Origin of the sequence: Lacticaseibacillus sp. 53-4 (assembly GCF_016861805.1) — a bacterium.
Taxonomy (GTDB): Bacteria; Bacillota; Bacilli; order Lactobacillales; family Lactobacillaceae; genus Lacticaseibacillus.
Genome location: NZ_BOLT01000002.1, coordinates 161940 through 177466, shown reverse-complemented (window position 1 = coordinate 177466; position 15527 = coordinate 161940). Strand labels below are relative to the sequence as shown.

Genomic DNA, 15527 nt, shown 5'->3' with positions numbered 1-15527 from the left:
TAGTACTAACAAGAATAGGTCTTCATGGCCTTTTTGGTCTAGTCGTCAGGGTGTTGCACTTGAATTGTAAACTGGGGTACGTAGAATACATATATAATCTTTTCTTTTCTCTTGACGTGGAGAGGGCAAACAGTCAAAATAATCAGCGGGGAACTTTAAAGTTATAGTGTAAGGAGTGTTTGCAATGAGAAGAAAGGATTTAACCGGTCAGAAATTTGGCCGGCTAACAGTGTTGTCATACGCAGGCGCAGCCAAGAATGGCAATGCAACTTGGCTTTGCCAATGCACCTGTGGGAACAAGACGGTGGTCGACGGTTATCGGCTGCGCAAGGGCACCACGACCTCGTGCGGTTGCTACCGCCGCGAGGTCATGCGTCAGGCCATTCGGACGAATCCGAAGACGGCTGCGAAGATCGGGCAAAAAGATCAGTTTGCCGCCACCGAAGGGGTCAACCTGACGGCGACGCTTAACCTGCGCTCGTCCAACCAGAGCGGGGTCACCGGCGTCTCCTATGATAAGCAGGCCGGAAAGTGGAACGCGCGGTTATTTTTTAAGGGCCGGTTGGTCCTCAACCGCACCTACATCTCGTTCGCAGAGGCAGTGGCCGCGCGGCACCAGGCCGAACGCACGTACCTGACGCCGCTGCTCGAGCGTCTGGAAGCCAAGGTCGTGCCTTGCCAGAAACCGGCAGCTTCAGTCTCCAAGCTCCAGCAAGCCGCGGCGCGCGAGGCCTAACCTGAGCGTAAATGATAACGGTGATGAGCCGTTTTTTTGTGTCCAAACGCCTGTTTATGGGGTAAACTAATGACATCATCAATTCGGAGGTGCCGCCATGCGAACCCATTCGACGAACACAATCACGCTGCTGGGCATTTTTGGGGCGCTCATTATTCTGCAGGCGTATGTTCCGATGGTCGGCTACATTCGCCTGTTTCCGGCGTGGCCGGCGATTTCGACCATTCATCTGACCGTCATTCTCGCCGGCGTGCTGCTGGATGTGCCTGGCGGCACGACGACGGGGCTGCTTTGGGGCGTGGTCAGCCTGATCAAGGCCTACACTGCGCCGGGCGATCCCATGACCCTCTTGCTCTTTCAAAATCCGGTCATCGCCATTGTGCCGCGCGTGCTAGTAGGCGTCGTGGCGGCAGTGCTGTTCAATCACGTGTTCAAAAATCGGCGCAGTGGGCGTCTGGCCACCGTCAAACTGAGTCTGGCAGGAATTTGTGGGGCACTGACGAACACCGCCTTGGTGATCCTTTTGACCTGGCTCTTTTTTGCGCAGCGGGCAAGCAGCGTGGTGCCTGGTGCTGACGCCGGCAATTTGGGCTTGGTCCTGGCCGGGGCGTTTGCCATCAACGCGGTGGCAGAAGCGGCCATGGCGGCAGTGGTCACGCCGGTGTTGGGGCAGGCCCTGTTGGTCGTGCAAAAGCGGCGGCGGGCAAAGTAATCGAAAATAAGACCAGATTGGCTGTCGCTTTCCCTCAAGCGACGCCAAGGGTAGAAACGCCCCTGCACCACGATTCTAAATCGCGGCGCAGGGGCGCTTGTCCTTTGCACTAAAATCACTTGATGTCTCAGCCTCGAGAAAAACTATTTCATCTTATCGACTGCTTTGCTCAGCGTCGCGACATTTTGGCTGACCATTTGCAGGTTGGCCTGCACGATCTCGGCCTGTTGGCTGAGCGAGCTGCTGTACTCATTAAGCCGGCCCAGCGCCGCGTTGATCGCGGCAGTATCGCTTGGGTCCTTGGCCACGGCGGCGAAAAAGGCGGTTTCGGCGCTGGTCATTTCGCGGTAATAGGCGTCGAAGGTCTTGTGATCGAGCTTGGCCAGTTTCAGACTGTTGAGCGTGTCGGTCAAGGCCGCCGTCGGCAGGTTGGCAGTTTGCTGTGAGCTTGCCTTGGTCAGTGTGGTCGTGGCCGTTTCGATGGCCGTCTGCGCGCTTTCGAGGCGTTTGTACGCTTTGGTGCGGCGCTGAATCAGCGCGTTCACCGGGCCGGTTTGGTCGAACGTCTGGCGGTTGTCCTTGGCGTAGGCCTTTTGGAAAGTGGACGGAAAAGCCGCGGCGTCTGCATCAATGAGGGCCAGCTGGTTGCTTTGCACGGCGACTTGCGTTTTCAGGGTGCTGGTGGCGCCTTGCAGCTGCGCTTTCTGGTTGAACCCCACGCCGCTGCAGCCGGCCAGAAAGACCAAGCCGAGTAGAATGATGCCGATTTTTTTCACACGCCCACCTCCTGTCGCTTTAATGGTAATCGATTTGCTCACTAAATACTAGCGCGACTGCGTGTCTCGGCGGTGTTCAGTCTGTTAAAATAGACTCGAGGTGATACCATGGACGATCAAACATTACTGGAATTAGCCGCGATGATGCTGCAGCCGCGCCGGGACAAGGGCAATGCGGTGCTGGCGGCCAAGTTGCATATTCCGGTTGCCGCGGTGGCGTCAGGCGATGCCGCGCTGACGGCCAAGCAGCGCGATGGACTGCGCTACTTGTTTACGGATTACGAATGGATGCTTGCGCAAAAAATTGTGGTCTTGAACGCGACTGCGCCCAGCGAGGAAGGCGTTGCCTGGCGCTTTCAGGAGGCCAAGGCGACGATTGCGCAAGCCTGGCTGCGGCAAAGCGGGGTGCAGACGGCGGTCAAGGAAACCAAAGATGAAGCCGGCAGCACGGCGCACCTGCAGATTCGCATGGACTACGGCGCCCACGGGCTGGTCGACCTGCTTGATTTCATCGTGCCGGCCAAGGACCTGCAAAAGCTTGAAACCAAGCAGCTCACCCTGCTCGAGTGGACAAAAAAGCAGCTGCCGGCGCCGCGTGAGTCCGACTGATGGCCAAACGCCGAAAGTCTTTGCCGAAGCCGCTCTGGGTCCTGCTGGCGGCACTGCTGATCGCCGTGGCGGTGGGGGCAAGCCTGAACCTGCGGCCCAAGCCAGAGGCCGCGCCGCCGCAGCCGGACACTCACACCGCCTTCATCAAGCGCCTGGCGCCTTATGCGCAGACACTGCAGAATCAGTATCAGGTCCTGCCCAGCATCACGCTGGCGCAGGCCATTTTGGAGTCAGACTGGGGCGAATCCACGCTCGCGAAGGATTACCACAACTTGTTTGGCATCAAGGACGACGACCCGGCCAATTCGCGGCTGCTGAAGACCCAGGAGTATCAAAATGGCAAGTGGGTGACGGTGTCGGCCCGGTTTCGGGTATATCCCAGCGACCAGGCCTCGATGAAGGCCCACGCCGAACTGCTGGTTCACGGGCCGCAGTGGAACCCGCACCTATACGACGGCGTGCGGCAAGCGACGGACTTTGAAACCGCGGCCAAGGCACTGCAAAGCGCCGGGTATGCGACCGACCCCACCTATGCGGCCAAGCTGATCCGGCTGATCAACACGTATGACCTGAGCCGATATGATCAGTGATCGGATTATTCGTCCAATGCTTTCAATTTTATGCTGATTTTCCCGATAAATTCCTCGAAAGACGAATTATCGGGACTTTTTTAAAGTGGGCCATGGCTCGGTACCAGCCGGTCAAATTGGCCGTCTGTCACGGACTATCCAGGTCTCTGGGCAAGTTTTGACCAATTGGAAAAGTCACACATTCGCCGTTTGGCAAATTGTGATGGGTGTCAAACTATGGTAGAATTTGACCAACTAAGTGCGGCATACCGCGAAGAAGGATGGGGACACGCAGTGAAATTACTTGAGGACAGGATCAAGCAGGATGGCCAGGTTTTGGGCGCCGATGTGTTGAAAGTAGACAGTTTTTCGAATCACCAGATCGATCCGGATCTGATGACGGCACTGGGTGCCGAGTTCTACGCGCGCTTCAAGGACACGCCAATCACGAAAATTCTGACGGTTGAAAGTTCTGGCATCGCGCCGGCGCTGGCCGCGGGGATGGCCTTCCACAAGCCGGTGGTGTTCGCCCGCAAGCACAAGAGTCTGACCCTCAAGGACCACCTGTACACAGCCGAGGTGTACTCCTTCACGAAAAAGAGCGCCAACACGATCGCCATTGCGACCAAGTTCCTCGGGCCGGATGACCATGTGCTGATCATTGATGACTTTCTTGCCAATGGCCAAGCCGTCGAGGGCTTGATCGACATCATTGCCCAGGCGCAGGCGCACCTGGAAGGCGTCGGGGTCGTGATCGAAAAGAGTTTTCAAAAGGGGCGCGCACTGCTTGATCAGCGCCACATCCGGGTGGAGGCGCTGGCCCGAATCGCAGCGTTTGAAGATGGCCAAGTGATTTTCAAAGAAGACTAGGAGGTCGTAATGAAACAGCCTGACGTCTCTGCGCCCAAGGCCGCAGTGCTGGGTATCCAGCACCTGCTGGCCATGTACTCCGGGTCGGTCCTGGTCCCAATTCTGATCGGCTCGGCCCTGCGGTTTTCCAGTGAACAAATGACTTACCTGGTGTCGATCGATATTTTCATGTGTGGGATCGCCACGGCCTTGCAGGTCTTCGGCAACAAGTTCTTCGGCATTCGCCTGCCGGTGGTGCTTGGGTGTGCCGTGCAGGCAGTGGCGCCGCTGATCATGATTGGCCAGAAATTCGATATTCAAACGATGTACGGCGCGATCATTGCCGCCGGGGTCTTCGTTTACCTGATTGCCGGGCCCTTCGCCAAGTTGCGGAAGCTGTTTCCGCCGCTGGTGACCGGTAGTCTGATCACGGTCATTGGGCTGTCTCTGATCCCGGTGGCCTTTCAGAATCTCGGCGGTGGCAATGTGGCGGCGAAAAGTTTCGGTTCCGGCGCCAACCTGATTGTCGGCATGTTTACGGTGCTGTTGATCTTGGCTTTCAACGTGTGGGGCAAAGGGTTTGTGCGCTCAATCGCCATTTTGATCGGGCTTATTGGCGGGTCTCTTTTGGGCGGTCTAATGGGCATGGTGTCGTTTCGCCCGGTAATCGAAGCCAGCTGGTTCCACGTGCCGACACCGTTTTATTTTGGGGTCCCGCACTTTGAGTGGAGCTCGATCGTCACCATGATCCTGATTTCCCTGACCTCGATGGTCGAATCAACCGGGGTCTTTTTCGCCCTGGGTGATGTGGTCGACCGCAAAATCGAGCAGCCGGATCTGAAAAAAGGGTACCGCGCCGAGGGGCTGGCTGTGATGCTCGGCGGGATATTCAATACCTTCCCGTACACCACCTTCTCGCAAAACGTTGGCCTGGTGCAGCTTTCGGGTATCAAGACCCGCAAGCCGGTGATGTTCTCCGCACTGTTTTTAGTGCTTTTAGGACTTCTGCCCAAAATTGGGGCGCTGGCCACGATCATTCCCAATCCCGTGCTGGGTGGGGCGATGCTGGTCATGTTCGGCATGGTCGCGGTCCAGGGAATCCGCATGCTGCAGCAGGTCGATTTTCATGACGACAAGAATTTACTGGTCGCCGCAATTTCGATCGGGCTGGGGCTGGGCGTGACCGTTCAGCCGCAGATCGTTCAGGCGCTGCCGAAGACCCTGCAGCTGCTATTTTCCTCGGGTATTTTGCTGGCGAGCGTGTCCGCCGTTGGCTTGAATTTACTCTTTAACGCCAAAACGCCGCCTGCCGAGCTGCCAGAGTCGGACGGGTTGAATGAAAAAGCGACGCAGGCACGAAAGGTCGACAAACATGACTGATTTTATTCAACCCGGTGCCGGGATCGGCATCATCGGCGGCGGTCCGCTTGGTTACAGCATGGCCGCCGCGGCGAAGGCAATGGGGATGAACACCATCATCCTGGCGCCGAGTGAAAGCGATATTGCGCTGTCTTTGGCCGACATTCCGCTCGTCGGCAAGGCGACTGATCCGGCGGCGCTGTCGCGCCTGGCCGAGGTGGCCACGGTGGTGACGTTCGCCAATGAAAACGTCGACGGCAACGCCTTGCAGCAGCTGACCACCAAGCACCAGCTGCCCTCCGGGGTGGACATTTTGTCCGTCACCCAGGACCGGTACTTGGAAATGGTCTTCCTGGACGACCTCAACGTCAACATTCTGCCGTACGCGCAGGTGGTCGGCCCCAGCGACATCGCCAAGGCAATCGAGTCGGTCGGACTGCCAGCGATTCTGAAACCCATTCAAAAGGACATGGGCGCCGACCAGCAGCTGCGTCTGACCAGTCCGGACGATGTGGTGCACGCCCAGCAGCTCTTGCAGCAGCGGCCGTACATTCTGGAGGCCTGGCTTGATCATCCGACCGAGTACGCGGTCACCGTGGTCAAAAATGGTGACGACATCAAGGTCATGCCGGTGGTGCAAACCGTCTTTGCCCATCATCAGCTGAAGGCGGCGTTCGTGCCAGCTACCGGCGGCGACGCGGTGCACCAGGAGATCCAGCGGGTGGCCAAGCTGATCGCTAAGCACCTGAATTACACTGGCGCCTTTGGCATTGAACTCTTCATGACCGCGAACCAGTCGCTGTACGTCAAGCGCCTGTACCCGGCGCCGCAACTCACCAACCACGTGCTGGCCAGCACCACCGGGTTCAGCCCAGTGGCGATGCACTTGCGCGCGCTGCTTGGGTGGCCGCTGCCTAAGCTCTCGCTGCTGCGGCCAGGGGTCATGATCCCGCTGCGCGCGGCCGATGCCGCCGCAGCGATGACACAGGTGCGCATCAAGCCGGACTGGCAGTTTGAGTTTTATCCGAGCGGGGATGACCTGATCGGCACAATGACGATCTACAAGCCGCTGATTGAGGCGGCGCAGCTTTTGAACGCAACGGATCACTTTCACTTGAACCTGACAGAGGAGGACTAACATGATCGATCGCTACAGCCGCCCTGAAATGGCCGCCGTGTGGACAGAGAAGAATCGTTACCAGGCCTGGCTCGAAGTTGAGATCCTGGCCGCCGAGGCGTGGAGCCAGCTGGGTGAGATCCCGGCAGCGGACGTGAAGGCGCTGCGTCAAAACGCCAGCTTCACCGTTGACCGGGTTCACGAGATCGAGGCCGTCACCCGGCACGACGTTGTGGCCTTCACGCGCACCGTGTCCGAGTCCCTTGGCCCGGAGAAAAAATGGGTGCACTTCGGCCTGACCAGCACGGACGTGGTCGACACCGCGCAAGGCGCCGTCCTCAAGCAGGCCGACGTCATCCTGCGCGACGACCTTGAGGCGCTGCTCGCCGTGGTCGGCCGCCGCGCCAAGGAATTCAAGCACACCGTGATGATGGGTCGCACCCATGGCGTCCACGCCGAACCGACGACGTTTGGCCTGGTCCTGGCGACCTGGTACTCCGAATTAAAACGCGACCTCAAGCGCTTTAATGACGCGGCTGCCGATGTCGAAGCCGGTAAAATTTCCGGCGCAGTGGGGACGTTTGCCAACACGCCACCGGCCGTTGAGGCGTACGTCTGCGAGCACTTAGGCATCCGCGCTCAGGAAATTTCGACGCAGGTGCTGCCGCGTGATCTGCACGCCCACTACATTCAGACCCTGGGCCTGATTGCAACATCGATCGAGCGGTTTGCCCTGGAGATTCGCCACCTGCAGCGCACCGAGGTGCACGAGGTCGAGGAACACTTCAATCCCGGCCAAAAGGGGAGCTCGGCCATGCCGCACAAGCGCAACCCGATCAGCTCCGAAAATGTCACCGGGCTGGCCCGCATCATTCGCGGCTACGCGACTCCCGCACTGGAAGACGTCCCGCTGTGGCACGAGCGCGACATTTCGCACAGCTCGGCAGAGCGTATCATGCTGCCCGACGCCACAGGCTTATTGGATTACATCCTGCACCGCTTCACTGGAATCGTCCAAAATCTCGATGTGTTCCCGGAGACGATGAAGGCAAACATGCAAAAGACGCATGGCCTGATCTTCAGCCAGCGCGTCATGCTCAAGCTGATTGAAACGGGCATGAGCCGGGAAGCGGCATACGATCTGGTGCAGCCCAAGACCGCGCAGGCCTGGGATGAGCACCGCGACTTCCGTCAGCTGCTTGAGGCCGACCCGAAAGTCACCGATCGGTTGGATCAGGCGGCGCTGGACGATGCCTTTGACTATCACTACCATCTGCGCCATGTGGATGAGATTTTTGATCGGATCGGCCTGGGCGAGGCCTAAAAGCCGCGCCTATGGTTCGGCAACCGGGCCGTCAGCCTTGTGCTGGCGGTTTTTGCGTGCCGTGAGCGGTTGCAAAGCAGCGCGATTTTCGGTAGGCTGAAGCCGAATGGAGTGGGACAACATGGACGTCGAGGAAGTTAAACAATTAGTGCAAAAACCGCTGGACGAGGACCTGTGGCCCAAGCAGCTGACTGCCGCTGTCCGGCTGTTGGCTGCGTTTGCCGGCGGCGACCCTGAGCAGATCACCAGCGCACTAGGTGAAGATGGTGATCTGACGATGCACCTGCAGGGGCTGTGGCCGCGGGCGATTGCTCAGGGCATACCGCTGCCGCTGGTGGCCCAAGTGATCCAGCCCCAGGGACCCAAGCCTGGCCAGGCGGCAGACCGCCTGCTGCGCGGGGTTTTGAACAGCTACGTTTTAACGCTACGGGATTTGACGCAGTTGCCCAAGGAGCTGTACCCGGGCTGGCGCGAGATCCGGCAGATTCAAAATCAACTGCTGATGCTGCAGGCCATCTTGCACCAGTGGCGGCTGGAGGAAGACGGCGCGCCGGTGCGTGTCACCCTTTACGGCCCAGTGGCCGGCGGGACCCTTAAGGCAGCCGGCCTCGCTGGTGTCAAAGTCACTCAGGCCAAGTTGGCCAAGCCATGGCTTCACGGCTTTTTGGGCAGCTTGCCGATGCCGGCGATCGTGGCGGGTCGCCGCAGCCAGGGCGGCCGCGCCGGAAGCGGCCAGCAGCAGGAAGTCCTGGCCCGGGCGAAAAATCTGCGGCGCCGGCAGTTTCCGCGCACCCCCTCGGCGGCGCTGAACCGCGGCGAGCGCGAGGTCCTCTACGGAAAAACGGCGGTGAGCGACTTTACGGCGTTTGACCTGGAATTTTCCAGTGGCAACGCGCGTGAAGGCATGTTCATCACGGAAATTGGCGCGGTCAAGGTCAAGGCCAACCACATTGTCGACACCTTCAACGTGTTCGTCCAGGTGCCGGCGCGGCGCCACCTGAATACCTATTCGCAGCGCGTCACCGGCATTCATGAGGAGACCTTGAAGCAGTACGGCTTGCCGGCCAACGAGGCGATTCGCCAGTTCATTGATTTCATCGGCGAGGACAGCCTGCTGGGTTTTTCGGTGCACGGCGGCGATTTGCCGGTGCTGCGCCGCCAGTTCAACCTGTACCCGCAGCCGTATCGGTTGATCGACGTCGCGCTTTTGGCTAAGCAGGCCGGCCCGATGCCGGGCAACCCGGAAGTCAGTCTGACGACCTACCGCCACTACCTGGGGCTGAGTTTGCTCGCGCATGGGGCGCTGTATGACGCGGTGACCACGTATGCGCTGTATGCGTACCTTCAAGAGGACGCGCGCGATCCCGAGGCATTAGTCAAGGAGTTCGACCGGGTGTTTGAAGCGACCAGTTTGAAGCAGAAAAAGTGAGGCGCTAGGCGCCGAGCCTAAATTTTAACCGGGCCGGGGTCTCACTGCGCCTGCGCCCATAAAAGCCCAGCGTGAAGCCGTTTTCGCGCGGTGCGGCCGCTGTTTTGGCAGCGGCTTTTTTGGTACAATGGGAAAAGCAAAGATAAAGCAGGAAGGACGATATCATGGCGAATGCACTTCTGCAAGGCATGAACGATAAACAATCCGAGGCGGTGCTGGCCACTGAGGGCCCACTACTGATCATGGCCGGGGCGGGCTCCGGCAAGACGCGCGTGTTGACGCACCGCGTCGCCTACCTGATCGAGGAGAAGGGCATTAACCCTTGGCGCATCCTGGCCATCACCTTTACCAACAAGGCCGCCCGCGAAATGAAGGAGCGAATCGGCCGGATGCTCGACCCGGAGCTGGCCCGCGACGTTTGGGTCTCGACCTTCCACGCACTGTGCGTGCGCATCCTGCGCCGCGACATCGAAAAACTGGGCATGAACCGCGCGTTCACCATTGCCGACCCGGCCGAGCAAAAGACGCTGGTCAAGCACATCCTGGCCGACTTAAACATCGACCCGAAGCGCTACGACCCCAAGGCCCTGCTATCGGCGATCTCCAACGCCAAAAACGACCTGAAAACACCCGAGCAGTACGCCAAGACCGCTGGAACGCCATTTGAGCAAACCACGGCGATGGTGTACGCCGAGTACCAAAAGCGCATGCGGTCGGACCAGGCGCTGGACTTTGACGACCTGATCATGCAGACCATCATCTTGTTTCAGAAAGATCCGGAAACGCTGAAGTTCTACCAAAATAAGTTCCAGTACATTCACGTCGACGAATATCAGGACACCAACGAGGCCCAGTACCAGCTGGTCCACATGCTGGCGGATGGCTACCGTAACCTGTGCGTGGTCGGGGATGCCGACCAGAGCATTTACGGCTGGCGCGGCGCGAACATGCAAAACATCCTGGACTTTAAAAAGGACTACCCGGATGCGCAGGTCGTGCTGCTCGAGCAGAACTACCGCTCGACCAAAACCATCTTGCAGGCGGCAAACGCCGTGATCAAGAACAACAAAAAGCGTCAGGTGAAGACCTTGTGGACCGAAAATCAAACCGGCGACAAGATCACCTACTACCGGGCCCAAAGCGAACTCGACGAGGCCTATTTTGTCATCAAGACCATCGAGCAGGACATCCGCTCCGGCAAGCGCAAGTACGGCGACTTCGCGGTGCTGTACCGCACAAACGCGCAATCACGGGCAATTGAAGAGGCCTTCGTCAAAAGCAACATCCCGTACAAAATGGTCGGCGGCCACAAGTTCTACGACCGCAAGGAAATTCGCGACGCCTTGGCCTATTTTCGGCTGGTGATCAACCCGGATGACGACATGAGCTTCAACCGGATCGTCAACGAGCCCAAGCGCGGCATTGGCGACACGTCGATGGACAAGCTTCAGGCCTTCGCCACTCAAAACGGCTGGTCGCTGCTGGAAGCGGCGCAAAATGCCGAGCTTTCTGATGTGTCGGGCAAGGCCCGCGGGGCGCTGGCCAAGTTTGGCGCGACCATCAAGCAGATCCAGGCCAAAAAGGACAAGGGCACCGTCACCGACCTGATGCAGGCAATTTTGGACGACACCGGTTACCTGCCAACGCTGAAAAACGCCGGCACCGTCGAGGCCGACACGCGCATCGAGAACCTGCAGGAGCTGCTTTCTGTTACGCAGCAGTTCGATGAACGCTACGAACCCGAGGACGAAAACTCTGACATTTTTGTTGACTTCATCGCCGATCTGGCCTTGGTTTCGGATCAAGACGAGGTCGAAGAAGACGCGCAGGAAGTCACCCTGATGACGCTGCACGCCGCCAAGGGCCTGGAATTTCCAGTCGTGTTCATGGTGGGCATGGAGGAAGGCCTTTTCCCGCTTTCCCGCTCCGCCATGGACGAAAAGGAAATGGAAGAAGAGCGCCGGCTGGCCTATGTCGGCATCACGCGGGCCAAGTCGAAGCTGTATCTGAGCAATGCGTATGCCCGGATGCTGTATGGCCAGCGCCAAAACAATCCGGCAAGTCGCTTCATCGAAGAAATCGACCCTGAGCTGCTCGAAACGGTCGGGCAGCAGGCCCCGAAGTCGAGTTATCCGTTCGACCGCGAGGCCAACCGCACAGCGCGGGCCGTGACGCCAACTTACTCGCGGCACCCGCAGGGCACGCGGGCCAAGGTGGTGGACAACGCGGCGGCGCCGACCAGCACCGCCGGCAAGGTCACCTGGACCGTTGGCGACAAGGCGGCGCACCGCAAGTGGGGTGTTGGCACCATCGTCAAAGTCTCTGGCAAGGGCGATGACCAGGAGCTGGACATTGCCTTTCCGGAAATGGGGGTCAAGCGGCTGCTGGCCGCGTTTGCCCCGATCACCAAACACGTGGACTAGACAGGAGGCAGCAAGATGGCAGAGCAGGACGTTTCGGCAATGACGCACAGCGACGCAGCGACGGCCATTCAACCGCTGGTCGATCAGCTCAACCAGTGGCGCCGCGAGTACTACGACCAGGACGCACCAACGGTCGATGACCATGAATACGACATGGCGTATCAGCGGCTGCTGGCAATTGAGGCCCAGTACCCGGATTTGGTGCTGCCGGATTCGCCCAGCCAGGCGGTCGGCGGCAGCGTCGACACCGACTTTGCCAAGGTGCCGCACCCGATTCCCATGCTGTCGATGGGGGATGTCTTTTCCCTGGAAGAGCTGCAGGATTGGGCCGAGCGGCTCGAAGGCGGCGTGGAAGAACAGGTCGACTACAACGTCGAGCTGAAAATCGACGGGCTGTCGCTGTCCTTGGTGTACGAAAACGGCAAGCTGGTGCAGGGCTCCACGCGCGGCGACGGCAATGTCGGCGAGGACGTCACGGCTAACGTGATGACCATTAAGGACATTCCGCATGAGCTGAAACAGCCCCTGAACATTGAGGTGCGCGGCGAGTGCTACATGCCTAAAAATGCTTTTGCCAAGCTGAACGCCGCGCGCGAGGCGCAAGGGCTGGCCACGTTTGCCAACCCGCGCAACGCAGCGGCGGGCAGTTTGCGCCAGCTCGACCCCAAGGTGACCAAGGCGCGCGAACTGGCGACGTTCATTTACACCCTGATCGATCCAGAGCGCTTCAACATCCAAACGCAGCACGACGCGATCGCCTTCATGCAGGACTTGGGTTTCGTCACCAATCCCAGCTCCATCACGACCGGCGACCTCAAGCAAATGGACAGCTACATTGCCACTCAAACCGCGGACCGCGACGCCTTGGCTTACGGCATCGACGGCATCGTGGTCAAGGTCAACAGCCTGCCGCTTCAACAGGAGCTGGGCAACACCGTCAAGGTGCCGCGCTGGGAGATCGCGTACAAGTTTCCGCCTGAGCAGGCGGAAACAGTGGTGCGAGACATTGACTGGACGATTGGCCGCACCGGCGTGGTGACGCCGACGGCCGTGATGGATCCGGTGGCCTTGGCGGGCACCACGGTGGCGCGGGCCACGCTCCACAACGCAGACCTGATCGCCGAAAAGGACATTCGCATCGGCGACACCGTGCTGCTGCACAAGGCCGGCGACATCATTCCCGAGGTTTCGGCGGTGGTGCTGAGCAAAAGGCCGGCGGATTCTGTGCCGGCAGCGATCCCGACGGCGTGCCCGTCTTGCGGCCAAACGCTGGTGCACGTCGACGGCGAAGTCGCGCTGCGGTGCATCAACCCGATGTGCCCGGCGCAGGTCCAAGAGCAACTGACCCATTTTGCCAGCCGCCTGGCGATGAACATTGACGGCCTTGGCCCGAAAATCATTGCCCAGCTGCAGGCCAAAGGGCTGGTCAAGGACGTCGCCGATTTGTACCACCTGACGGCAGATGACCTCAGCACGTTGGACAAGTTCAAGGAAAAGTCGATTAATAATTTGTTAAAGGCCATCGACAACAGTCGGCAGAACTCTGTGGAACGCCTACTATTTGGCTTAGGCATTCGCCACGTCGGCGCCAAGGCCGCGCGGCTTTTGGCGGCGCATTTTGGCGATATCGACGCGCTGATGGCCGCCGACGAGGCAACCATTGCCGACGTGGAAAACATCGGTCCGACCATTGCCGCGAGCGTTGTGCAGTATTTTAAGCGCGACACGGCCCGGGCGTTGATCGAGGACTTTCGGCAGGCCGACGTCAATTTGACCTTTAAGGGCGGCGCGCCGGTGGCCACGGATTCATTTTTCTCTGGCAAAACTGTCGTGATCACCGGCTCGTTTGCGGCCTTCACCCGGCCGGCGCTGACGGCCAAGCTTCAGGCGCTAGGCGCCAAGGTCACGGGTTCCGTGTCCAAGCGGACTGATCTGGTGGTTGCCGGCGAGAAGGCGGGCTCAAAGCTCACCAAGGCGCAGACTCTGAACGTGCCAGTGATGGATGAACAGGAATTACAGACGAAACTATAAGTGAGGCATTTTGTTGATGAAGAAAATTCTGACCGCGGCGCTGCTGGCGACCGCCGTCCTGCTTGCCGCGTGCGGCAACCTGAACTTCAATTCGGGCAGCGGGGCAAGCGGGGCTAGCGGCAGCAGCACGAGCAAATACACGACCACCGGCACCTCGGATTCCGGCACCTACGAAGGGGTCATCAAGGGCGGTCGTTATCAGACCTCCAGTGCCCGCGGTCTTCAGCTGACGCAGAATCAGCAGGACGGCAACGCCTTTAACATCAAGAGCATGGAAGCGGGGCTGCAGGAAATTTCCAAGAAGCAGTTTTCGACCTCCAAGTACCTGTTTGAAGAAGGCCAACTGCTTTCCACGGCGACGGCCAAAAAGTGGCTGGGCCACCGCTCTGATCAAGACGCCGAGGGCCTAAACCCGAAGAGCAACAAGGAAACTGATCCCGACAAGCGGGTCCCAACGTACCTGCAAACGATTTTGGAGCAGGATTACATGACCCAAAGCGGTTCGTCAATGAGTCTGGGCGGCGTGGCCATCGGCTTGGGGATGAACGAGTACGACTACTACGAAAAAGAGCAGTACGGCGCTACCTACACCACCCACATCACGGATGCGGCCATGACGCAGCAGGGCCGGCGCATGGCGCAGGAAGTGGTCGCGCGCGTGCGGCGAATGAAGGGCGTGGCCAACGATACGCCAATCGTGATCGGGTTGTACAAGCTGGCGGCGCGCGATTCGCTGGTCGGCGGCACCTACTTTGATTATGTGGTTTCCACTTCTGGCACCTCGCTTCAGTCCTGGAAGCCGGTCAACCAGCAAAATGAGGTCCTGCCGACGATCGACAACAAGAAGCCGATCAACCAAACGGTCGCGGATGACTTTAACAACTTCCAAAGCAACGTTGAGAACTTCTTCCCGACCTTGGCCGGCGTCACCGCGCAGGCGCACTACGAGGACAACCAGCTCGCCGGGCTCAACGTCACCATCAACACGCAGTTCTACGGTCTGACCGAGATTCAAAGCTTTACCCAGTACGTCAGCGCCATGGCCTCCAAGTACCTGCCAAGTGGCGTGCAGGTCCAGATCACTGTCCAGTCCACGCAGGGCATGCAGGCCTTCTTGGCCCGCGCCAGCGGTGCCAAGGACTTTACCACGCACGTGTTCGACAGTTACTGACTCTCACGTCCGGGCAACCGGGCGTTTTTTGGTAAAAAACTGGCGGCGGCGCGCAGGCGAGTCAGGTTCGTATGGTAAACTAAGATGATTAAATCCCTAAGCAAAAGCGAAGAAGGTAGAGAACATGATTTCAAAAGACAGTGTGGCGCACGTTGCCGGCTTGGCGAAGTTGGCCTTTTCGGAAGACGAGCTGCAGCAGTACACGGCCCAACTCGATGAGATCTTGAATATGGTCGCCCAACTGGAAACCGTCGATACCACCGACGTGCCGGTGACGACGCAAAGTATTCACCTTGAAAATGTGATGCGCGAGGACGTCGCCGTCAATGACACCGACGTTCAGGACCTGCTGGCCAACGTGCCGACTAAGAAGGGCACGCTGATCCAGGTACCATCGATCATCGATAAGGAGGACGACTAAG

The 15527-nt window shown here is 59.1% G+C and carries 14 protein-coding genes; 13 read left to right on the top strand and 1 reads right to left on the bottom strand.

Going from position 1 to position 15527, the window contains the following annotated elements:
- Positions 1-184 precede the first annotated feature (184 nt).
- On the top strand, positions 185-736 hold the full coding sequence (locus tag JUF21_RS01795; protein ID WP_239061339.1) for an alcohol dehydrogenase: 552 nt from the start codon (positions 185-187) through the stop codon (positions 734-736).
- A 97-nt stretch (positions 737-833) separates the two neighbouring features.
- Complete coding sequence (locus tag JUF21_RS01790) at positions 834-1448, top strand: ECF transporter S component (protein WP_203662758.1); 615 nt, start codon at positions 834-836, stop codon at positions 1446-1448.
- A 143-nt stretch (positions 1449-1591) separates the two neighbouring features.
- Here the strand turns inward: JUF21_RS01790 and JUF21_RS01785 are convergent, their stop codons facing one another.
- Entirely contained in the window at positions 1592-2224 is a 633-nt protein-coding gene (locus JUF21_RS01785; protein ID WP_203623364.1) for a hypothetical protein, read from the bottom strand.
- Positions 2225-2332: 108 nt separating this feature from the next.
- Here JUF21_RS01785 and JUF21_RS01780 point away from each other — a divergent pair, with 108 nt between their 5' ends.
- From JUF21_RS01780 to gatC, 11 genes are all read left to right on the top strand, one after another.
- Positions 2333-2833 carry a hypothetical protein gene (locus JUF21_RS01780; protein ID WP_203623365.1) on the top strand — a complete coding sequence of 167 codons (501 nt, stop codon included), beginning with the start codon at positions 2333-2335 and terminating at the stop codon, positions 2831-2833.
- Entirely contained in the window at positions 2833-3423 is a 591-nt protein-coding gene (locus JUF21_RS01775; protein ID WP_203623366.1) for a glycoside hydrolase family 73 protein, read from the top strand. Before JUF21_RS01780 ends, JUF21_RS01775 begins: the two co-directional genes overlap by 1 nt.
- 273 nt (positions 3424-3696) lie before the next feature.
- On the top strand, positions 3697-4272 hold the full coding sequence (locus JUF21_RS01770) for a xanthine phosphoribosyltransferase (protein ID WP_203662768.1): 576 nt from the start codon (positions 3697-3699) through the stop codon (positions 4270-4272).
- 9 nt (positions 4273-4281) lie between these two features.
- Positions 4282-5631 (top strand): nucleobase:cation symporter-2 family protein, encoded by a 1350-nt coding sequence (locus JUF21_RS01765; protein ID WP_203623368.1) that lies wholly within the window; start codon positions 4282-4284, stop codon positions 5629-5631.
- Positions 5624-6748, top strand: a complete 1125-nt coding sequence (locus JUF21_RS01760; RefSeq protein WP_203623369.1) for an ATP-grasp domain-containing protein — start codon at positions 5624-5626, stop codon at positions 6746-6748. Before JUF21_RS01765 ends, JUF21_RS01760 begins: the two co-directional genes overlap by 8 nt.
- Position 6749: 1 nt before the next feature.
- Positions 6750-8051: an adenylosuccinate lyase gene (purB, locus tag JUF21_RS01755; protein ID WP_203623370.1), complete on the top strand. Its 1302-nt coding sequence runs from the start codon at positions 6750-6752 to the stop codon at positions 8049-8051.
- A gap of 121 nt (positions 8052-8172) precedes the next feature.
- Entirely contained in the window at positions 8173-9480 is a 1308-nt protein-coding gene (locus JUF21_RS01750; protein WP_203662756.1) for a PolC-type DNA polymerase III, read from the top strand.
- A gap of 164 nt (positions 9481-9644) precedes the next feature.
- Positions 9645-11903, top strand: coding sequence for a DNA helicase PcrA (gene pcrA / locus JUF21_RS01745; protein WP_374706424.1), 2259 nt, complete (start codon positions 9645-9647; stop codon positions 11901-11903).
- Positions 11904-11918: 15 nt separating this feature from the next.
- Entirely contained in the window at positions 11919-13934 is a 2016-nt protein-coding gene (gene ligA / locus JUF21_RS01740; protein ID WP_203623372.1) for an NAD-dependent DNA ligase LigA, read from the top strand.
- A 16-nt stretch (positions 13935-13950) separates the two neighbouring features.
- Entirely contained in the window at positions 13951-15105 is a 1155-nt protein-coding gene (locus JUF21_RS01735) for a CamS family sex pheromone protein (protein WP_203623423.1), read from the top strand.
- Between the two features lie 124 nt (positions 15106-15229).
- Positions 15230-15526, top strand: coding sequence for an Asp-tRNA(Asn)/Glu-tRNA(Gln) amidotransferase subunit GatC (gene gatC / locus JUF21_RS01730; RefSeq protein ID WP_203623373.1), 297 nt, complete (start codon positions 15230-15232; stop codon positions 15524-15526).
- Position 15527: the final 1 nt, after the last annotated feature.